This is a genomic window from Pseudomonas siliginis (assembly GCF_019145195.1).
In the GTDB taxonomy this organism is placed as follows: Bacteria; Pseudomonadota; Gammaproteobacteria; order Pseudomonadales; family Pseudomonadaceae; genus Aquipseudomonas; species Aquipseudomonas siliginis.
The window spans coordinates 422,491-443,235 of sequence record NZ_JAHSTW010000001.1 but is presented as its reverse complement, the minus strand read 5'-3'; the positions used below and the strand labels follow the sequence as shown (position 1 = coordinate 443,235).

Here is a 20,745-nt window from a genome sequence, read left to right as displayed (position 1 = left end):
TGTTGGCTGACACGACGCCTTCGCGAGCAGGCTCGCTCCCACATGAGGCAGGAGCAAGTCGTTCAGCGCTTACTTCGGATAACCCGCGCGCTTCATCTCGCGTTCCGTAGTCTGCTGCGCCGCCGCCAGCGCCTGATCCACCGTGGTCTGGCCGATCAGTGCTGCCGAGAACAGCTTGCCGACCTGGGTGCCGACTGCCTGGAATTCAGGAATGGTCACCAGTTGAATGCCGATGTACGGCACCGGTTTCAGCGTCGGTTTGCTCGGGTCAGCGGCCTTCAGCGATTCCAGCGTCACCTTGGCAAACGGCGCGGCGCTCATGTACGCGTCGCTGTAGGTCGAAGCGCGGGTGCCCGGCGGCACGTTGGCGATGCCATCGGTCTTGGCAACCAGTTCGCCGTACTCTTTGGACGTGGCCCAGGCGCTGAAGGTTTTTGCTGCGTCCTTGGCCTTGGAGCTGGTCGGAATCGCCAGCGCCCACGAATACAACCACGCCGAGCCTTTATCCGTGACCTGATGCGGAGCGAAGGTAAAACCGACGTGATCGGCGACCTTGCTCTGGGTCTTGTCGGTGACGAACGAACCGGCGACGCTGGCGTCGACCCAGATCGCGCATTTGCCGCTGTTGAACAGGGCGAGGTTTTCATTGAAACCGTTGCTGGATGCGCCCGGCGGGCCGGATTTCTTCATGGTGTTGACGTAGAAATTCAGCGCATTTTTCCATTCCGGGCCGCTGAACTCCGGTTTCCACTGCTCATCGAACCAGCGCGCGCCATAAGCATTGGCGACCGTCGTGACCAGCGCCATGTTCTCGCCCCAACCAGCCTTGCCGCGCAGGCAGATGCCGTACTGCTCTTTGTCTTTGTGGGTGAGCTTTTCGGCAAACCCGGCGATCTCTTCCCAGGTCGGACGCTCCGGCATGGTCAGCCCGGCTTCCTTGAACAGGTCGGTGCGGTAATAGGTGATCGAACTCTCCGCGTAAAACGGCAGCGCATACAGCGAACCCTTCACCGACAGACCTTCGCGCACCGACGGGAAGACGTCGTCGAGGGCATAACTGGCCGGCAGATCCTTCATCGGCTCCAGCCAACCCTTGCCGCCCCAGAGTGCGGCTTCGTACATGCCGATGGTCAACACGTCGAACTGGCCACCCTGTGTGGCGATGTCGGTGGTCAGGCGCTGACGCAGGACGTTTTCTTCCAGCACCACCCAATTGAGCTTGATGTCCGGATGCTCGCTCTCGAAGGTTTTCGAGAGTTTCTGCATGCGGATCATGTCGCTGTTGTTGACGGTGGCGATGGTCAGGGTCTGGGCGCCAAGGCTGACGCTGCTGAGGGTCATGCAGGTGAGAGCGAGCAGAGCTTTTGCAGTGGGTTGCATCGTGCACTCCTTTTCTGGCACCCGACGGGGCAGAAGGACAGTTATTGTTTTTGTGTCTTCCGAATGCAGGAAGAATCTGCGCTGATTACAGCCTTCCACGGCGGAGCTGACAAATCATCCCTAGCACTTTTGTTGATACTTTTTTGCACTGGGGTTTGGGCGGGGGAACGCAGGGAAGGGGTTTTGCGCGAGGGACCGTTAGCGAATGCGTACAGATTTCGCCAGCCGGGGCACGGTTTTTTGTGGGAGCGAGCCTGCTCGCGAAGATGGTGTGTCAGCCACAGGATTTTTCACTGACAGACCGCTTTCGCGAGCAGGCTCGCTCCCACAGGGAGAGTGTCGTCAGAGATGGTTCTGTTCAGTCAGGCGCTGCACCGCCAGCCGTCGATAGTGCGACGGCGTCATGCCCTTGAGTTGCTGAAAGCGTCGATTGAAGTTGGAAATATTGTTGAAGCCCGACTCGAAGCACACCTCGGTCACCGGTTTGTCGCCGTCGGCCAGCAGCTCACAGGATTTGCTGATGCGCAGGCGATTGACGAATTCGATGAAGTTGCGTCCGGTGGCCTGTTTGAATACCCGGCTGAAGTAAGTTGGCGTCATGCCCAGGTGCTCGGCCACTTCCTCCAGTGAAATGTCCCGGGCGTAATGGCTGAAGATGTAATCGACCGCGCGGTTGGTGCGGTCGATGTTGTGTTCGTCGGCCAGTTGCGGCGTGGTGGCACCGGACAGCAACTGGAAATCATCACTGGCCGCGAGCAATTCCATCAGGATGAAAAAATGCCCGAGGCGAGTGATGCCGGTGCTGTCGGCGATCCGCTGCATCAGTGTCATGGCCTGACGGATAGTGCGCTTGCAACGAAATTCGATGCCGTACTGCGCACGCTCAAGCAGTGGCGCCAGGGATTTCAGCTCAGCGAACACCTGGTGCCCGCTCTCGAACAATTCGTCGGTGAAGTTGACCAGCATGTCGCGCTTCTCCACCACTTCATCTTCAGCGATCTGGCTGATCCAGTTGTGCGGCAGGTTGGGACCGGTCAGAAACAGGGTTTCCGGATAGAAGTTGCCAATGTAATCGCCGATGAACACTTTGCCGGAACTGGCAACGATCAGGTGCAGCTCGTATTCCTTGTGGAAATGCCAACGCACCAGCGGGCAGGGGAAGCCGTGCTGGCGGTAGATGATGGACAAACCGTTATGGTCGTCCATCAACTCGTAGGAAGGGTCGGTCACGCGAGCGGTTCGGGTCATGACGGGGCACTTTTTTATTATCGCTGCGCGATCATGCCTCGTTTTTTGCCATTTGTGCCACTTCCGTCCGGCCGTCCGTGGTGACCGCTCAGCTGAGCTTGTCGCGCGCCTTTTGCACGTTGGCCATTTGGCAGAAACGCACGATGTTCGAATTTTTGATGAAGTCGAAATTGATGATGTTGCACTTGCGCGCCCAATCGGATTTTTCCGGGTCGAACCACTCGTCAAGACTGTCGAGGATTCGCTGTGGGCCGCCGAGTGTGTAACTGGTTGCCGACAGCGACCATGGGCGGAGCGTACTGACAGGTGTGCTAAGTACGTTGTCTATATAGCCATAAAGATCCGAGGTGCTGACCTGTGATTTGCCGATCCACTTGTGATTGATTGGCCTGTAGAAACGAAAGTCTTCGCTTTCCCAGGTCATCGGCGCGGCCACCATGATGCGTTGCAATGGATTGATGGCTTTGAGTTCGCCGATTGTCAGGTGCAGATTGTCGGTGGGAATAATCCGTTCCCCGAGGTGCTCCAGCAAAGCTGTTTTGAACTCGTCATGGTTGAATGGATCTGTAGCGTTGGAAAGTTCATGGAAGTCCAGAACGATAAACTCGTTCGGGCTTCTTTCATAAAATCCCTTAAGGTCCCTGATCAGGTCTTCAAGCGTTCGGGAAGAGTTGAATCCATTGTGATGGAAACGAAACTTCGCCAGTTGTTTCGCCTTGCTGTTGTAAACAAGGCGTACATCAAGTGCGCGAGCGCCGCGATTCAACTGCGAATAAAAGGAAACGTCCTGGCAGGCAAGCCAGTTTTTACCGGGAATCAGGGCGTAAGAGGCTTCCCAGTCACAACCGGCGTTATGCGCGCCGGGCAGGGTCATTTCAAATAGCGAAAGATTATCGATTTGTGGTGAATCAGCCATCCATTGATGGGTTGGTATATCGTCGAAGTTTTCCATGTTGCATATCCTGCGAAGTGGTTAATTAGTTGCGCGCAGGATGTTTATAGGCATGTTCGTGTTATTGCGAAAGTTCACTTTTAATGCAAGTCATGTAATTGATGTGATCAACGCTCTGTTGGGGTCAGCTGATTTTTGGCTTCGATCCATTGAGCCATGTATTGAGTGCTTTTGAGTGTGTGATGTCGCAACATGGCGCCGGTGAAGTTGTCGTTTCTAAGTTGTGCCAAGTGTTGTCGGCAATCATCTATCCGGTTGATCAGACGCGGGCCATGTACGCTGCGCTGATAACGCTGCTGCAAAAGTGCCGAAGCCTGAATATGCGCTTGCTGCCAGCGCGCTGGATCTTCGTACAGTTGCACCGCCTGTTCGGCAAAGGTGTTTGCGTCGAGGGCGACGGCTCCCGGCCACGGAGCGTCGCCGTGCATGGCTTCGGCGCCGATCGGCGTGGTCACACTCGGCGTGCCACAGAGCATGGCATCGAGCAGTTTGCCCTTGATTCCCGCGCCAAAGCGCAATGGCGCAAGGCAGACTCGTGCTGCCGACATCACTTCAAGCGCATCTTCGGCCCAGTCCATGATGTGAAAGCCTTGGGCCGGGTTGTGCAGTGCGGTGGCTTTGGGCGGTGTATAGGCGCCATAGATATGCAGTTGCGCGCGAGGCAGGCGCGCGCGGATCAGCGGCCAGAGCGTGGTCTTCATCCAGAGCACGGCATCCCAGTTTGGCGCGTGACGGAAGTTGCCAATGCTGAGGAAATGCGCGCGCTCCTCGAAACCTGGCGGGGTGGTGTCCGGAAGATCAATCATCAACGGACACCAATGCAGGATTTGCCGGGGCAGGCCAAATTCCTCCACCAGCAGGTCGATCTCGACTTCGGAAATCATCAGGTTCAAGTCGCACCGATACAGCGCAGCGATTTCCCGTTTGGCCAGATCGGTGCCGGCCATCAGCTGGAATTCTTCGGGCAATGCCGGTGCAAACAGCCCGGTGAAATCAGTCTGCTCGTCGTTGCTTTTCAGCCGGTCTTTCAGGCGCTGATGACGCGCATGCCGCAGGCTTTGCAGGTCGGAGGTTTCGAGGATGCGCAGGGCGTCCGGGCAGTGTTTCTCCACCCGCCAGCCGAACTGTTCTTCCATCATGAACTGATCGAACAGCACAATATCCGGCGCCAACTCGCTGATGAACACGTCGAAACTGCTGTTGTTGAGCTCGATCGATACTTCGCGAATGCCCAGCGCTGTCAGATCAGCCTTGTGTTCACCCGGGCCGGCCGGGCTGCTGAACGTGATGTCCCAGCCTTGATCGAGAAATGTCTCGAGGATCTGCATGACATGCCCGCTGGCCGCCGATGAGCGCGGTTCTGGCCAGACGTAGCCGATGACCAGAACTTTGGTGGTACGCGAATGGCTCAAGACTGATCCTCTGACCCATGGAAGAAAAAAGGGCGCAATTAAACCACAGCGAAGTGATTGAAATGCACCCTGTTCACCGGCGGGCCGTTCAGCGCTTAACTGACCGGTTTGGCGAGATTGAGCAGCAGCGGCCCTTGCAGAAACTTGCCGGCAGCGGTGTTGCGCACGGCATCGTCGATGGTCTTCACATTGAAGCTCAATGTGGCCGGACGCGTTTGCGCTTGATCGAGCAGCGATACCGCAAGCATGTATGACTCAGCGTTGGCCAGCGCCGGATGGTCCTGGACCAGTTTCGGCAGACTGGCTTTTACCTGGTTGAACTCGACGAATCCCGGTCGGTGCGCCAGAGCGTGATGTGGGTTGATCAGGTTGTCCGGATGCGCCTTGCGCGCGTCCCGAGCCAGCTCCAGCAGTCCGACCGCATCGAATTCCGCCTGATGCAACTCCGGGTAGACCTTGCCGTAGTACAGGTCGAGGGTGTCCGGGCCACCGTGGGACATTTCGTGAATCAGCACGTCGGCGACGCTGCCGTCGTCGTAGCGCGACAACTTGTAAAACTCATCGAGATTGTCCGGATAAATCGACAAAAACCGGCCTGCGGACTCATCGATCTTCTCGCCAGTGCGCAGCGCTGTCTGCCAACGCTTATAGGCCGGTGGCGAAAGCGAGGCGATTACGCCGGGTTGATGCGGGCGGAACGTCACATTGCTGAAGCTGATCGACTCGAGATCCTTGCGCATCGCGCTGAGATGTTTCGACACGTGCTGTGCCACTTCATCGGAATCGTTACCGAACACATGCTTGAGCACCGCGCGAATGTCGTCGTTGGACGACAGTTGCGACAGCGCGCTGATGGAGTTGTCCAGCTTGGTCCGGGCGTGGGGAATGGCTTTTTTCAGATAACCGCGGGTGTAACTGAATGGCTTGAAGCGGCCGAACAGGCGCTTCAGCGGGGCGAAGTTGCCCAGGTCGAGCAGTTTCAGGCGCGGGCCCCAGGCACCGCCGGTGCGGATGCTCAGCGCGTGCCAGTGCTGGTTGCGTTCGAGCACTGCGATGTTGATCGCTTCGCCAAGCGCGTCGGCGCCTCGCCAGGTCGCCTGACGCACATCGCCGGTGTGGGAGAGCCTGAGCCAGTCCCGACTCTCGACGCCATGCATCAACCTTTTCAATTGCACGCTGGCGGTGTGCGCGGCATCGAGCGCGGTTTCGCCGGCAAAGACCACGCCGCGTTTGACCAGACGAAAACCTTTGCGGGCGAGGGTGGGCAATCCGTCGAGCGGGTTGATCAGCGACACGGCCGCTCGGGCCACGGCTTTGGCGACTTTCAGCAGTTTGAGGGTGGTCGACCCGGTCTTGGCGATGATGCTCGCTGCCGACGCGCCAAGACCGACCAGCAGGCCGATGACCGACAGGCCATCCAGAATGCAGCCCCCAATGCCTTCGGCGACACGGTCGGTGCGTCCGGAACGAATGTCTTCAATGCACTGTTTGAACGGCACGATGACGTTGATTGCCAGGTTCTCGACGATCTCCCTGGTGTCGCGCCATTCTTCCAGACCATTGCGCACATCCAGTGCGGCATACAACTCCTCGCGGCGGGCGACAGGATGGTTGTCCAGTACGCATTGGGCGATCTCATCCAGTTGCGCAGAAAAGAACAGCGGAACCGCGCGCACATCAGTCTCTTCCAGTTGCAGCTGCCAGAGCTTCTCCACCACTACTTTGGAAGTCATGCCCTGGCGTGGTTCGCTGCCTTCGCGGTAGGCGGCGTAATCGAGGGGCCACTCGCCGGCTTTGTTTTTGTCCTGAAAATCATACTTGCTGCCGGTGTACGAAAGGGTCGGCCGTTGATGAATGAGGCCGGTGTCTTGCAGCTTGAGGGCCAGATCCGGACGCTCGTAGCAGACGCCGCGCAGCGTGAACAGTTCGTAAGCACGCAGCCGATCACCGTTGTCGCAGCAAAGAATGATCCCGTAACGCCCATTGGCCTCATCTCGCTGGATTTGCGTTTCTTGCTGCGGATTCAGTGGATTGACTTCCTTCCTGACGGTGTAGAAGGTCATTTGGCCGCTGGTCAAGGCCTGACGATCAGGCTCTGGCATCTGCGTGATCGCCATTTTGATCAGGGACGATAGACCCTCGCGCACGTTCCGGTAGTAACGATCAAACGCCTGATCAAACAGTTGCGACGGCGATTGCAGTTCGGCCAGGCGGGTGAAGGCATCGGCCGGGGGGTGGAAGTTGTCGCGGGTCTTGAATTTGTCCGAAAGTTGTCCGTCTTCAACCAGATCGCCGGAAAGATACAGATCGAGAATCGACAGGCGTAAGCGCAACAGGCCGTTGATCGCGTATTGGTTGTTGTCAGTGGCGCTGGCGAGGAAATTCCAGAACTCGGTGAGAATCCCCGCCGGATGCGCAGCCTTCAACCCTTCCAGCCAGCTACGTTCGCCGAAGCTGTCCAGGTACTTTATTTCGAAGGCCTGTTGTTCGAGATAGGCGCCGGCGGGCATCACTTGCTCCAGCGCACGCAAAGCGATTTTGCGCCGGTCCGGAGGCGCGGTGGACAAGCCAGTCTCAGACTGGGCCAGAGCCTCCATGTAACGCGAGAAAAATGCGCTGGCCTTGATCATCGCGGCCTTGTCGTAGTCTTTGTCGCTGCGATAAGGAATCACTCCGTTGAGTACCGCCCAGTCCACCACCGCCGGGATCGCCGCCGCTTCGTACAACTTGTCGAGCTCACCGGAAACCGGGGTCAGCTCGGAAAACGCCTTGAGTTGTGCAAACGTCATTGCTCGCGAGCTACCAGGTGCGGCGTGCTCGACCACGGCAGCGCTCTGGCGGGCGGTTACCCAGCCTGGCTTGTCCAGCGTGAGCCCGGGCGGGATCTGGTCGATGAGCAACTCCGGCGCTGCACCTGCCATCAACAGATGCGCTGCCAGTGGCGCGTTGTGCGCTTCGCTCAGGCCCTGATCAACCAGATGCTGTTCGAACAGGACGCGTACTTCGGCCGCGCCGAGTGCGGCATTCGCCGGTTGATAGAAGTCATAGCCGGCGACAAGAGGCTGATCGGAACGCAATTGCATGTCGATGATCAGCGCAGCGATGACCAACTCGTTGAGCTGGCGTTCGCGCACGTCCGGGTTATTGGCTTCCAGATGCCAGCCGAGCCGTGCATGCAGGATTTCTCCCAGGGCGCGAGCGGTTTTTCGCCTCAGGAAGTTGTGCAGGAACTTGTCCGCGTTGTCGCGTATGTCCTGTGCCGGAATCAGGTTGAAGTTGGCGAACGCCAGTACCTGCAACAGGCTTGTCGCACCTTGGGTCAGCTCATGCACTGTCTGGGTTATGACTTTGCGGTCCGCTATCGATAAATGAAACGGTGACGACTCATCGGCGTGGAGCAATTCGTGGTAGTCGCCCAAGGAAGGCGGCTCAGGCAGTTCGAAGGCCAGCCATTCAATCAGTGCCCGGGTTTTGGCAATGTTCGTCGGCAAGTCATAACCGTTGAACTTCAACCATTGCACTATGCCAATCACTTGGCCGGAATAAACGACGCCGCCGATGGTTTTTGCCAAATCGGCGAGCATGTCGAGCTCTTCGGAAAACACCGAAACTTCAGCATTGTCCAGTGCAATGCTGAAACGATGGGATTCGAACTCTGAGTCATAAACAATGAGAACTCCGGCGTTGGCATCCACTGCTAGTTTAATATCAGCTGAAAAAGAATGGTTGCGTAACAGCTGCGCAAACTCCGGGGTTGCAATTAAATTTTTGAAGGCATTGCGTGCTGGTTCACAGCGTTCGTCAAAACTGCTGCCGATGACCCGGGGGATGAAGCGATCTTGCACATTGAATACAGTGGCGACCGGCAGCGACGCGCTTGCCGAGTAACTGTCGGCCGAGACTTCAAACTCAGTTGCCTTAAGGGCTTCGGCAAGTGACTGAACAATAAGCGCGCGTTCCTGTTTATCGGGCGCGAAGCGATCGACGGCGGCAGGCACGTCGGAAGAAATGAACTGCATGGGCTCTATCCTGAATGAGTATCGAAAGTTCCTTGGCTGTATTTTCGTTATTTATTAACGCGGCCAAAGATTATTCAGGATAGAGCTGGCAGGTTAAGCAATGGCAGTGTTAGTTAGTTGCTGATTATTTTTGGATGTGACAAGTTGCATCCGCGACGGACATTTATCAGGTTTAGTTCAGAATGCCTTTGACTTTGTCGCGCAATTGATCGATGGAGAAGGGCTTGCCGATGACATGCATGTCGCTGGGCACGTCAATATTCTCGGCATAGCCGCTGGCGAACAGGATGGGCAGAGCAGGGCGCAGTTTACGGGCTTCGCCTGCGAGTTCGCGACCATCCATGCCTGGAAGGCCAACGTCCGTCATCATCAGATCAATCTGCTGGTTCTGGTCCTGAAGAAAAGCCAAGGCTTGCTCGCTGCCATCAGCCTCCACAACCTTGTAGTCCAACTCTTCCAGTACATCGACGATAAGCATGCGCACGATGGAGTCGTCTTCAACGACCAGGATAGTGGATGGAGTGGCAGACATGGCAGGACTCTCAAAAATTGAAATCGGGGGATACCGGGCAAGCGAATTTGCCGGACTCTTGCATGAGTAAGTGGCGCATAGCCACAAGTTCCCGAGCTGATACAAAAAAGAACAGGTCAGTGCGGTGAGGCAAGGATAACCGTTGGCGTCGTCCAATGCGCAGGTGTGCGTAGGAAAATGCCATCATTTGTGTGAGAAAAATGGATCCATGGCGGGGTTTTGGGGCAAACTCTCGGGTTTTCAACAGTTCGACAAGGCTGCCCCATGTCCTCTCCGTCCTCGGTTGATGAACAACGGTTCCGCAAACTTCTGAGTCGCAACGTCAGCCTGCCGCTGGGCGTTGGCGTGCTCAGCGCCGTGTTCTTCGTCTCGCTGATCACTTATTTGCTGTCGGTCATCCAATGGGTCGAGCACACCGACCGGGTGATCAATAACGCCAATGAAGCGGTGAAGCTCACCGTTGATCTGGAAACCGGCATGCGCGGCTATCTGCTCAGCGGTGACGAGCACTTTCTCGACCCGTACGAAGTTGCCAAGCCGCGTATCGAGGTCGCTCTCAATACGTTGCTGGAGCTGACCGCCGATAATCCGGTGCAGACCGATCGCCTGCGCCGTTTGCAAGCCTTGCAGGTGGAGTGGGCCAATTACGCGCAGTCTATGATCGATCTGCAGCGCAGCAGTGGCGACTATCGCGGTGCGGTCAAGGCCGGGCGGGGCAAGCGCCTGACCGATGAAATCCGCAAGCAATTCGAGGACGTCATCGAGACCGAGCAGGTGCTGCGCGCCACGCGCAATGAGGATGTGCGCCGCACGACGATCTGGAGCATCACCCTTTACCTGATCTTCATCGTTGGCATCAGCGGTTTGCTGGCCTACATCGGCCGCCGTGATCTGCTCAACCTGTCGACCAATTACAGCGCCAACCTCGCCGCGCAGCTGGCCAGCGCTGAACGCCTGGAGAAGCAGGCGTGGCTGCGCAACGGCCAGACACAATTGGCCGAGCAGGTGTTGGGGCAACTGACGCTGAACCTGCTGGGGCGCAACATTCTGCAATTCTGTGCGCAATACCTTGGTACTGCCGTCGCCGCGCTTTATGTGCGCGAAGAACATGGCGGCCTCAAGCGCGTGGCGACTTATGGTTTCTCCCGCGAGCAGGAAGAGCTCAATCAAACGATCTACAGCGGCGAAGGCATCGTCGGCCAAGTGGCAGAACAGGCACGCCTGATCCGTCTCGACGCGGTCCCGGGCGACTATTTCAAAGTCAGCTCCGGGCTCGGTGCAGGTCTGCCGCACAGTGTGCTGGTGGTGCCGACCAGCGATGACGATCGGGTCAATGGCGTGATCGAGCTGGGTTTCCTGCGTCCGCTGTCCGAGCGCGACATCGAACTGCTGGAATTGATTGCCGGCAACATCGGCACCTCGATCGAAGCGGCGCGTTACCGTCAGCGCTTGCAGGAAGTGCTCGCCGAAACCCAGCAGCTCAATGAAGAGCTGCAAGTGCAGCAGGAAGAGCTGAAGACCGCCAACGAAGAGCTGGAAGAACAGTCGCGGATTCTCAAGGAATCCCAGGCGCATCTGGAAACCCAGCAGGTTGAGCTGGAGCAGACCAACGAGCAGCTCGCCGAGCAGCGCGATGCGATGGACAAGAAAAACACCGAGCTGAATCAGGCGCAGATCCAGCTTGAAGAGCGTGCCGAAGAGCTGCAACGCTCGAGCAAGTACAAGTCCGAATTCCTCGCCAACATGTCCCACGAACTGCGCACGCCGCTCAACAGTTCGCTGATTCTGGCCAAACTGCTGGCGGAAAACCCGCAGCAGAATCTGTCGGCCGAACAGGTCAAGTTCGCCGAATCGATCTATTCGGCCGGCAACGATCTGCTCAACCTGATCAACGACATTCTCGACATTTCCAAGGTCGAGGCCGGCAAACTTGAAGTGATTGCCGAAAACACCCGCGTCGATCGTCTGGTCGACGGCTTGCGCTCGATGTTCGAACCGTTGGCGGCGGACAAGAAACTGGCCTTCAGCGTCGAGGTTCAGCCGGACGCACCGGGCTTACTGTTCACCGACCGTCAGCGTCTGGAGCAGGTCATCAAGAACCTGCTGTCCAACGCGATCAAGTTCACCGAGCACGGCGCCGTGAGCCTGACCATCACCGCGCAGCCGAATGATCACATCGCCTTCAGCGTCAAGGATTCCGGGATCGGTATCGCCGCGGATCAGCAGGAAAGTATCTTCGAGGCGTTCCGTCAGGCGGATGGCACCACCAATCGCAAGTACGGCGGCACCGGTCTGGGCCTGTCGATCTCGCGGGATCTGGCGACGTTGCTGGGCGGTTCGATCAGCGTCGACAGCGTACCGGGGCAGGGCAGTACGTTTACGCTGGTGTTGCCGCGTCAGTATCACGAATTCGGTGAAACGCCGGCCGCGCCGCTGACCTTCCACCCGGCACCTGTGACGCCTGCGCCAGTTGCTGTTGCGGCTCCGCTGGCATCGGCGATTCCGGCAGTCATCCCGCGCTTTGCCGACGATCGCGACAAGGCACCGTTCGCCACCCGCTGCATTCTGGTGGTGGAGGACGAACCGAACTTCGCCCGTATCCTCTATGACCTGGCCCATGAGTTGGGCTACATGTGTCTGGTCGCCCACGGCGCTGACGAAGGTTACGACCTGGCGCGCGAATTCGTGCCGGATGCGATCCTGCTCGACATGCGCCTGCCGGATCATTCCGGTCTGACCGTGCTGCAACGCTTGAAAGAACGCGCCGAAACCCGGCACATTCCGGTGCACGTGATTTCCGTGGAAGACCGCGTCGAAGCCGCCATGCACATGGGCGCGATCGGCTACGCAGTGAAGCCGACCACCCGCGAAGAGCTCAAGGATGTGTTCGCCCGTCTCGAGGCCAAGCTGACGCAGAAGGTCAAACGCGTGCTGCTGGTCGAAGACGACGATCTGCAACGCGAAAGCATCGCGCGGCTGATTGGCGACGAAGACATCGAAATCACTGCCGTCGGCCTGGCCCAGGACGCCCTGGAATTGCTGCGCACGACCATCTACGACTGCATGGTCATCGATCTCAAGCTGCCGGACATGCTCGGCAACGATCTACTCAAGCGCATGTCCACCGAGGACATCTGCTCGTTCCCGCCGGTCATCGTTTACACCGGACGCAACCTCACCCGCGACGAAGAGGCCGAACTGCGCAAGTATTCGCGCTCGATCATCATCAAGGGCGCACGCTCCCCGGAGCGGTTGCTCGATGAGGTCACACTCTTTCTGCACAAAGTCGAATCGCAGCTGTCCCATGAACGGCAGAAGATGCTCAAGACCGCGCGCAGCCGCGACAAGGTCTTTGAAGGTCGCAAAGTGCTGCTGGTGGACGACGATGTGCGCAATATCTTCGCCCTGACCAGCGCGCTGGAACACAAAGGCGCAGTCGTGGTGATCGGCCGTAACGGCCGCGAAGCGATTGAGAAACTTCATGAAGTCGAGGACATCGACCTGGTGCTGATGGACGTGATGATGCCGGAAATGGATGGCTTCGAAGCCACCATGGAAATCCGCAAGGATCCGCGCTGGCGCAAGCTGCCGATCATCGCGGTGACGGCCAAGGCCATGAAGGACGATCAGGAGCGCTGCCTGCAAGCGGGCGCCAACGATTACCTGGCCAAGCCCATCGACCTTGATCGTCTGTTCTCGCTGATACGTGTGTGGTTACCGAAAATGGAACGCATCTAGTGGAACGCAGCAGTTCAGCCGAGCGCAACAGCGAAATCGAATTACGCTTGTTGATCGAGGCGATTTACCTGAAATACAGCTACGACTTTCGCGACTACTCCGGCGCTTCGATCAAGCGCCGGGTGCAGCACGCGCTGAGTCAGTTCGAGTGCGCGACCATCTCGGCCCTGCAAGAAAAAGTCCTGCACGACCCGACCGCGTTCATGCAGCTGCTGCAACTGCTGACGATCCCGGTCAGCGAGATGTTCCGCGATCCGTCGCACTTCCTGGCGATCCGCAACGAAGTGGTGCCGCTGCTGCGTACCTATCCGTCGCTGAAAATCTGGATTGCCGGCTGCAGCACGGGCGAGGAGGTCTATTCGATGGCGATTCTGCTGCGCGAGGAAGGCCTGCTCGACCGCACGATCATCTACGCCACCGACATCAACCCGCGCTCGCTGGAGAAGGCCAAGCAAGGGATTTTCTCCATGGAAAACGTCCGCGCCTACACTGCCAACTATCAGCAGGCCGGCGGTCAGCGTTCGTTTGCCGATTACTACACGGCAGCCTACGGCTACGCGATTTTCGACAAGAGCCTGTGCGAGAACGTGACATTCGCCGACCACAGCCTGGCCACCGACAGCGTGTTCTCCGAAACCCAGTTGATTTCCTGCCGCAACGTGCTGATCTATTTCAACAAGAAGTTGCAGGACCGGGCGTTCGGGCTGTTCCATGAATCGTTGTCGCATCGCGGCTTTCTGGTGCTGGGCAGCAAGGAAACCCTGGATTTTTCCAACTATTCGAACCAGTTCGAGGCGTTGGTCAAACAAGAACGGATCTACCGCAAATCATGAACGACACCCCGAGCCTGCCTCGCATCGAGGCCGTCGTGATCGGCGCCTCCGCAGGCGGTGTCGAGGCGTTGCTGACCCTGCTCGGGCCATTGCGCAAAGGCTATGTGCTGCCGATCATCATCGTTCTGCATCTGCCGGAAGAGCGCCGCAGTCATCTGGCCGAAGTGTTCTCCCGCCGCGTGGCGATGCCGGTCAAGGAAGCTGAAGACAAGCAGGACATTGAAGCCGGCACGGTGTATTTCGCCACGCCCGGTTATCACTTGTCGGTCGAAGCGGATCGCAGCCTGTCGCTGAGCCTAGAGGACCGCGTACATCATTCGCGGCCTTCAATCGATTACCTGTTTGAATCCGCCGCTGACGTCTACGGCCCGACACTCGCCGCCTTACTGCTGACCGGCGCCAACCAGGATGGCGCTTACGGGCTGGCCTGCGTCAAGCGCTGCGGCGGCCTGACCATTGTTCAAGACCCCGAGGATGCACAAGTCGCCACCATGCCCCAGGCTGCACTGAACGTTCTGCAGCCGGATCATGTCCTACCCATTCACGGCATCGGCCGTCTGCTAGTCGAGCTGGAACGAATCGCATGCTGAGTAATATCCAAGCCAAACTGTTGATCGTCGACGATCTGCCAGAAAACCTGCTGGCGCTGGAAGCGCTGATCAAGCGCGAGGATCGCACGGTCTACAAGGCTCTGTCGGCGGACGAGGCACTGTCGCTGTTGCTGCAACACGAATTCGCCATGGCCATTCTCGACGTGCAGATGCCCGGCATGAACGGCTTCGAATTGGCCGAGTTGATGCGCGGCACCGAGAAGACCAAGAACATTCCGATCATTTTCGTCAGCGCCGCTGGCCGTGAACTCAACTACGCGTTCAAGGGCTACGAAAGCGGTGCGGTGGACTTCCTGCACAAGCCGTTGGACATTCATGCGGTGAAGAGCAAGGTCAACGTTTTCGTTGATCTGTATCGCCAGAGCAAGGCCATGAAACAGCAGGTCGAGGCGCTCGAGCAGGCCCGACGCGAGCAGGAAGCGCTGCTGCAACAGCTGCAAAGCACGCAGCTTGAGCTGGAACAGGCGGTGCGCATGCGCGATGACTTCATGTCCATCGTCGCCCACGAGGTGCGTACACCGCTCAATGGCCTGATTCTTGAAACCCAGCTGCGCAAGATGCACCTGTCCCGGGACAACGCCGCGGCGTTCACCCTCGACAAGATGCAGGCAATGGTCGACCGCGATGAGCGGCAGATCAAAAGCCTGATTCGCCTGATTGAAGACATGCTCGATGTCTCGCGAATCCGCACCGGCAAACTGTCGATCCGCCCGAGTCGTTTCGATCTGGTGCAACTGGTCAGCAATCTGCTGCAGAACTTTGCTCCGCAAATGGAGGCGGCGGAAACTAGCGTTTCCTTTGAGGCGTCCGAGCCGGTAGAAGGTTGCTGGGACGAGTTCCGCATCGAGCAAGTGGTGTCCAATCTGCTGACCAACGCTTTGCGTTATGGTGGTCGCAGCCCGATTCAGGTGCGCGTCTATCGCGAAGGCGAGGAGGCGCGGGTCGAAGTCCAGGACCACGGCATCGGCATCAGCGCCGAGAACCAGAAGCGTATTTTTCAGCAGTTCGAACGGGTGTCCGCCAAGACGGTGGTGGCCGGGCTCGGGCTGGGTCTGTTCATTTCCGAGCAGATCGTCGCCGCCCATGGCGGCTCCATCGTCGTCGAGAGTGAAATCAACGAAGGCGCCCTGTTTCGCGTTTGTCTGCCGATCCAGGAAAACGGCATATCCGACGCAACCTCTGAGTGACCACACGGTCGTATCAGCAGCTATTGACCGAACAAAGGCTTCCCATGAGCGTAGATGCGCAAGATGTAGTACTCGTCGTCGAAGACGAACCGGTTATCTTGATGGTCCTGACGGATTACCTGTCAGGGCAGGGCTATCGCGTGTTGCAAGCGGAAAATGGCGAGCAGGCTTTCGAGATCCTCGCCAGCAAACCTCACCTGGACATGCTGATTACCGATTTCCGCCTGCCGGGCGGGATCTCCGGCGTGCAGATCGCCGAGCCTGCAGTGAAGCTGCGACCGGACCTGAAAGTGATTTTCATCAGCGGCTACCCGCAGGAAATCCGTGAAACCGGCAGCCCGATCACCAGCAAGGCACCGATCCTGGAAAAACCGTTCGATCTGGATGTGCTGCAGGAAAAGATTCAGGAATTGCTGGCCTGATTCTCATGCAGGAGCTGCCGGGCCTTCGGCAGCTCCTGATTCAGCTATTGATCATTTCGCGCACCTTGGCGGTGAGCAGATCAAAGGTGAAAGGCTTGGTGATCATCTGCATTCCCGAGTCGAGGAAGCCACCGCGCACCGCCGCGTGCTCGGCATAACCGGTGATGAACAACACTTTCAGACCTGGGCGATATTGCCGACCAACCTCCGCCAGTTGACGACCGTTCATCCCCGGCAGACCAACGTCACTGATGAGCAAATCAATACGTTGCGTCGAATTTAGAATCGGCATGGCGCCGTCGGCATCACCGGCCTCCACGAACGCGTAACCCAACTCACTGAGCACGGCACTGACCAACACACGCACGGCCGGATCGTCTTCGACGATGAGTACGGTTTCGCCATCCATCGCATACGGAGCCTGCTGCGAATCCGAGACGGGAATTTCCACTTCTTCACCACGGAAACGCGGCAGGTAGAGTTTTACCGTGGTGCCTTGATCGACTTCACTGTCGATCGACACATGCCCGCGCGACTGCTTGCTGAAGCCATAGATCATCGACAGTCCGAGGCCGGTGCCCTGGCCGATCGGCTTGGTCGTAAAAAACGGATCGAACGCACGGCTGACCACGCTCTGCGGCATGCCGCTGCCATTGTCAGTGACGCTGAGCATCACGTAATCGCCCGGCTCCAGATTACTGTAAGCGGCAGTGAAGTCGCGATGCAGCACCTGATTGCTGGTTTCCACCACCAGTTTGCCACCCTCGGGCATCGCATCGCGGGCGTTGATCACCAGGTTGAGCAGGGCGCTCTCGAGTTGATTGGGATCGGCCTCGGCAACCCAGAGGTTGTCGTCCAGGCGCATTTCCAGATGAATGCTTTCATTCAGGCTGCGTTGCAGCAGCTCGCCCATCGACAGCACCAGCGTGTTCATCTGCACGGCTTTCGGGTCGAGCGATTGCCGGCGGGAGAACGCCAACAAGCGGTGAGTCAGGCCGGCGGCGCGGTTAGCGGAGGTCACGCCTAGATCGATCAGACTGTCGAGGTCTTCGGTGCGGCCCCGGGCCAGCCGTCGGCGCAGCAGTTCCAGGCTACCGATGATGCCGGTGAGCATATTGTTGAAATCGTGAGCAATGCCGCCAGTAAGTTGGCCGACCGCTTCCATTTTCTGCGATTGGCGCAGCGCTTCTTCGTTGTGGCGAAGCTGTGCGGTGCGCTCTTCAACCTGTTGCTCGAGGGTTTCCAGAGTCGATTGCAGGCGTCGTTCGCTTTCACTCAGGTCGATCAGCCGATCGCGCGCTTCATATTGTCGTCGCCGCCCACGCAGGGCGGCGGAGACCAGACTGACCAGTGTCGCGGGATGGAAGGGGCGCTCGAGAAAAGTCACGTTGCCGAGCAGGGTGCTAAGGCGCGACGGCGGCCCTTGTTCATCGCCGCCATGATGAGTCAGCAGTACGATGGGCATGTCCGACCACGCGGGCTGCTGGTCAAGGTAGGCGATAAGCCCTTCGAGTTCCGGTCCGCGCAACGCTTCAGCAGCAATCAGCAGCAACCCGGCACCGACCTCCAGTTCGGTGCACAGAGCGCCGAGATTCGGCGCCACCATGCCGCCGTAACCGGCTTCGTTGAGAATCATCAACGCGATCTGGCTGTCACGACCCATGGGCGCCAGAACCAGCACCCGCTCGGCCAACGGCGTGTTGACCGTCACAAGCTTTCATCCTCAAGCAATGGATTGCTCGCTCCCATGTAGGTCGGCACGCCACGCAGCACGCCCTGGAAGGATTCCAGCGGTTGGCCGATGGTCATGCCACGCGAGGAGATCCGGTATTCACGGATGGTCGACTCGTGGTTGCCGGTGCGTTTCTTGATAATCGAGATCGCCCGGCGGACTTTGCCGAGGGCTTCGAAGTAGCGCAACAGAATCACCGTGTCGGCCAGGTAAGTGATATCGACCGGCGCCTGCATATCGCCCACCAGACCGTGCTGGGCGACCGTCATGAAGGTGGCCGCGCCTTTGCGGTTAAGGTACAGCAGCAGCTCGTGCATGTGCAGCACCAGCGCGTTTTCTTCCGGCATCGCCGCTTGATAGCCGTTGATGCTGTCGATCACCACGGTTTTGATACCCAGCTCATCGACGCAACGGCGCACGCGATGGGACAACTCACCGGGAGACAATTCGGCGGCGTCTACTTGTTCGATCAGCAGATTACCGGTGGCCTGCAAGGCTTTGAGGTCGATACCGAGATGACGCATGCGTTCGAACAGCAGGCCCAGCTCTTCATCGAAAATGAACAGCGCGGCTTTTTCGCCTCGGGCCACCGCTGCGGCGGCGAAGATCATTGAGATCAGCGATTTACCGGTACCGGCCGGGCCGAGAATCAGCGTGCTGGAGCCGGTCTCGATGCCGCCGCCGAGCAGGGCGTCCATTTGCGGTATGCCGCTGGACAGCTGCAGACGTGGGTAGTCGCCGCGATGTTCCGCCGCTACCAGGCGTGGAAAAACATGGACGCCGTCGCCCATGATGGTGAAGTCGTGGAAACCGCCACGGTATTTCTGCCCGCGATATTTGACCACTCGTACCCGACGACGCTCGGCGCCGTAGCTCGGTGTCAGCTCTTCAAGACGAATCACGCCGTGGGCGACACTGTGCACGGTCTTATCGAGGGACTCGGTGGTCAGGTCGTCGAGCAGCAGGACGGTGGCGTCGTAGCGCACGAAGTAATGCTTGATCGCCAGAATCTGCCGACGATAGCGCAACGAGCTCTGCGCCAGCAGACGGATCTCCGAAAGACTGTCGAGCACTACGCGGGTCGGTTTGAAGCGTTCGACCACTTCGAAAATCTGCCTGGTCGCCTCGCCCAGTTCAAGGTCCGAGGAATACAGCAGACTTTGCTGGTGTTCGGCATTGAGCAGGCTTTCCGGCGGTGTCAGCTCGAAGATCTTGATGTTTTCGTTCAGCTCCCAACCGTGGGAGAGCGCACCTTGACGCAGTTCTTTCTCGGTTTCCGAGAGAGTGATGTACAGGCAGCGTTCCCCGGCCAGCGCACCGGCGCGCAGGAAATGCAACGCCACCGTGGTTTTGCCGGTCCCGGGTTCCCCCTCCAGCAAAAACACATGGCCGCGAGACAAGCCACCGGCAAGGATGTCATCCAGACCTACAATGCCGACGGCGGCCTTTGCACTGATCAACTCGTTTGATGTAGTCAAAAAACGCCCTCTTATGACTAGGGTAATCCGGCGGCTGGCTAGAGTGAGCCGCCTGAGTAACTTGACCTCACGGCGTGTTCACGGTTCCGCTTTTTCTTTTGACGGGCGGCCAATTGATCCCGCCTTGAATGGATTAAAGACCTTGCTGCAAGGCCGGGTCGTCCGGATTCAGTTGCTCCAGTTGCGCCAACAGGATCTGCACATTCTGCAGTTGGCCGCTTTCCTTCCAGTAGTTGATCAGCAACACCCGTGCCTTGCGGTCGGCGGGGTGGCGCTGGACGATTTCCTGCAGCTGTTTTTGCGCCGCTTCCAGTTCTTCCGCGCTGTGCAGCGTAGTGGCGAGGTCGTAGCGATAATCCTTGTTGTCCGGCTCCAGCTCGACCGCTTTGGACAGGCCGAGCAGGGCGTATTCGCGCTGGCCGTGGTGCAGCAGCCACAGGCCGAGGGCATGTTGCAGATAGGCCGAATCGGGCTGCGCCTTGAGCTGGCGGGCAAGCAACTGGCGAGCGGCATCGCTCTGGCCCTGGCGGTCGAGCACATCGATCTGCATGACCAGCGCTGGCAGGTTGCCCGGTTCCAGACGCAAGGTATTGTCCAACGCCTGTTGGGCCTGTTTGTATTCGGCGTTGTGGATATAGAGACGGGCCAGTTGCGCATGGTTGGCGGCGCTTTCCGGCTGGCTTTCCAAGGTCTGTTGCCAGCCGTCGATGGCCTGCTGTAGCGGTGCGAAATACAGACCGAGCTCGTCCGGGGCCAGGCCGAGCAGGGCGTTGATCGCGGCAAAACGGACAGTTTGTTCTTCATCATCGAGCAACGGTCCGAGCAGCAGACTGCGTTGCCCGCCGGGCACCAGACCGACGATGCTTTTGATCGCTGCGACGCGCACTTGCGGCGCTTCGTGATGCAGGTCGATGTCAGCCAGTTTCAAGGCCTGCGGGCTGGGGTAGTTGGGCAGCTCGCCGTGCAGCCAGACCCGGCGTTTGACCGAGATGTCCGGGCGGCCCAATTGCTGGTACAACTGGCGCGCCGCTCCGGGTTCACCGGTGCGCGCGGCGTTCAGCGCTTCGCTGTAGCCATGTTTGATAGCATCGGGGATGGTCGGAGTGCTGCTGCGCCATGACAGCCAGACGACGCCGAGGATCAGTACGAGGCCTAGGCCGATCAGCAGGTTGCGGCGGGACTGAGTCATGCGGGGTTTCCG

The 20,745-nt window shown here is 58.5% G+C and carries 14 protein-coding genes; 5 read left to right on the top strand and 9 right to left on the bottom strand.

Features of this window, described 5'->3' with window-relative positions:
* Positions 1-69: 69 nt before the first annotated feature.
* The 6 genes from KVG87_RS01855 to KVG87_RS01830 all read right to left on the bottom strand — a co-directional run bounded on the left by KVG87_RS01855 (position 70) and on the right by KVG87_RS01830 (position 9,543).
* Positions 70-1,380, bottom strand: coding sequence for an ABC transporter substrate-binding protein (locus KVG87_RS01855; RefSeq protein ID WP_056789755.1), 1,311 nt, complete (start codon positions 1,378-1,380; stop codon positions 70-72).
* Between the two features lie 342 nt (positions 1,381-1,722).
* On the bottom strand, positions 1,723-2,628 hold the full coding sequence (locus KVG87_RS01850; RefSeq protein ID WP_076562729.1) for an AraC family transcriptional regulator: 906 nt from the start codon (positions 2,626-2,628) through the stop codon (positions 1,723-1,725).
* An 88-nt stretch (positions 2,629-2,716) separates the two neighbouring features.
* Positions 2,717-3,580 (bottom strand): PI-PLC domain-containing protein, encoded by an 864-nt coding sequence (locus KVG87_RS01845; RefSeq protein ID WP_217848908.1) that lies wholly within the window; start codon positions 3,578-3,580, stop codon positions 2,717-2,719.
* Between the two features lie 107 nt (positions 3,581-3,687).
* The gene (locus tag KVG87_RS01840) at positions 3,688-4,992 is read right to left on the bottom strand and encodes a glycosyltransferase (protein WP_217848906.1); all 1,305 of its coding nucleotides are present in this window, start codon (positions 4,990-4,992) and stop codon (positions 3,688-3,690) included.
* Between the two features lie 95 nt (positions 4,993-5,087).
* Positions 5,088-8,576 carry a hypothetical protein gene (locus KVG87_RS01835; protein WP_225930733.1) on the bottom strand — a complete coding sequence of 1,163 codons (3,489 nt, stop codon included), beginning with the start codon at positions 8,574-8,576 and terminating at the stop codon, positions 5,088-5,090.
* Between the two features lie 607 nt (positions 8,577-9,183).
* Positions 9,184-9,543, bottom strand: coding sequence for a response regulator (locus KVG87_RS01830; protein WP_217848902.1), 360 nt, complete (start codon positions 9,541-9,543; stop codon positions 9,184-9,186).
* 264 nt (positions 9,544-9,807) lie between these two features.
* Here KVG87_RS01830 and KVG87_RS01825 point away from each other — a divergent pair, with 264 nt between their 5' ends.
* Genes KVG87_RS01825 through KVG87_RS01805 form a run of 5 tightly spaced genes read left to right on the top strand, consistent with a single transcriptional unit; the run spans position 9,808 to position 16,334 of the window.
* Positions 9,808-13,281, top strand: a complete 3,474-nt coding sequence (locus tag KVG87_RS01825) for a response regulator (RefSeq protein ID WP_122706356.1) — start codon at positions 9,808-9,810, stop codon at positions 13,279-13,281.
* A complete protein-coding gene (locus tag KVG87_RS01820) occupies positions 13,281-14,114 on the top strand; it encodes a CheR family methyltransferase (protein ID WP_016774863.1) in 834 nt (277 codons plus the stop codon). The genes KVG87_RS01825 and KVG87_RS01820 overlap by 1 nt, the downstream gene beginning before the upstream one ends.
* Positions 14,111-14,704 (top strand): chemotaxis protein CheB, encoded by a 594-nt coding sequence (locus tag KVG87_RS01815; RefSeq protein ID WP_217848900.1) that lies wholly within the window; start codon positions 14,111-14,113, stop codon positions 14,702-14,704. Before KVG87_RS01820 ends, KVG87_RS01815 begins: the two co-directional genes overlap by 4 nt.
* The gene (locus KVG87_RS01810) at positions 14,698-15,912 is read left to right on the top strand and encodes a hybrid sensor histidine kinase/response regulator (RefSeq protein ID WP_217848898.1); all 1,215 of its coding nucleotides are present in this window, start codon (positions 14,698-14,700) and stop codon (positions 15,910-15,912) included. The genes KVG87_RS01815 and KVG87_RS01810 overlap by 7 nt, the downstream gene beginning before the upstream one ends.
* Before the next feature lie 44 nt (positions 15,913-15,956).
* A complete protein-coding gene (locus KVG87_RS01805; protein ID WP_016774860.1) occupies positions 15,957-16,334 on the top strand; it encodes a response regulator in 378 nt (125 codons plus the stop codon).
* 40 nt (positions 16,335-16,374) lie between these two features.
* Here the strand turns inward: KVG87_RS01805 and KVG87_RS01800 are convergent, their stop codons facing one another.
* From KVG87_RS01800 to KVG87_RS01790, 3 genes are all read right to left on the bottom strand, one after another.
* Positions 16,375-18,045, bottom strand: coding sequence for an ATP-binding protein (locus KVG87_RS01800; protein ID WP_130909876.1), 1,671 nt, complete (start codon positions 18,043-18,045; stop codon positions 16,375-16,377).
* Positions 18,042-19,544: an ATPase domain-containing protein gene (locus tag KVG87_RS01795; protein WP_095180104.1), complete on the bottom strand. Its 1,503-nt coding sequence runs from the start codon at positions 19,542-19,544 to the stop codon at positions 18,042-18,044. Before KVG87_RS01795 ends, KVG87_RS01800 begins: the two co-directional genes overlap by 4 nt.
* A gap of 133 nt (positions 19,545-19,677) precedes the next feature.
* Complete coding sequence (locus KVG87_RS01790) at positions 19,678-20,733, bottom strand: tetratricopeptide repeat protein (RefSeq protein ID WP_217848896.1); 1,056 nt, start codon at positions 20,731-20,733, stop codon at positions 19,678-19,680.
* Between the last annotated feature and the right edge of the window lie 12 nt (positions 20,734-20,745).

Coding starts and splice junctions, on each gene's coding strand:
- KVG87_RS01855 (WP_056789755.1), bottom strand. CDS start 1,380: ATGCAACCCACTGCAAAAGCTCTGCTCGCTCTCACCTGCATGACCCTC.
- KVG87_RS01850 (WP_076562729.1), bottom strand. CDS start 2,628: ATGACCCGAACCGCTCGCGTGACCGACCCTTCCTACGAGTTGATGGAC.
- KVG87_RS01845 (WP_217848908.1), bottom strand. CDS start 3,580: ATGGAAAACTTCGACGATATACCAACCCATCAATGGATGGCTGATTCA.
- KVG87_RS01835 (WP_225930733.1), bottom strand. CDS start 8,576: ATGCTCGCCGATTTGGCAAAAACCATCGGCGGCGTCGTTTATTCCGGC.
- KVG87_RS01830 (WP_217848902.1), bottom strand. CDS start 9,543: ATGTCTGCCACTCCATCCACTATCCTGGTCGTTGAAGACGACTCCATC.
- KVG87_RS01825 (WP_122706356.1), top strand. CDS start 9,808: ATGTCCTCTCCGTCCTCGGTTGATGAACAACGGTTCCGCAAACTTCTG.
- KVG87_RS01815 (WP_217848900.1), top strand. CDS start 14,111: ATGAACGACACCCCGAGCCTGCCTCGCATCGAGGCCGTCGTGATCGGC.
- KVG87_RS01810 (WP_217848898.1), top strand. CDS start 14,698: ATGCTGAGTAATATCCAAGCCAAACTGTTGATCGTCGACGATCTGCCA.
- KVG87_RS01805 (WP_016774860.1), top strand. CDS start 15,957: ATGAGCGTAGATGCGCAAGATGTAGTACTCGTCGTCGAAGACGAACCG.
- KVG87_RS01790 (WP_217848896.1), bottom strand. CDS start 20,733: ATGACTCAGTCCCGCCGCAACCTGCTGATCGGCCTAGGCCTCGTACTG.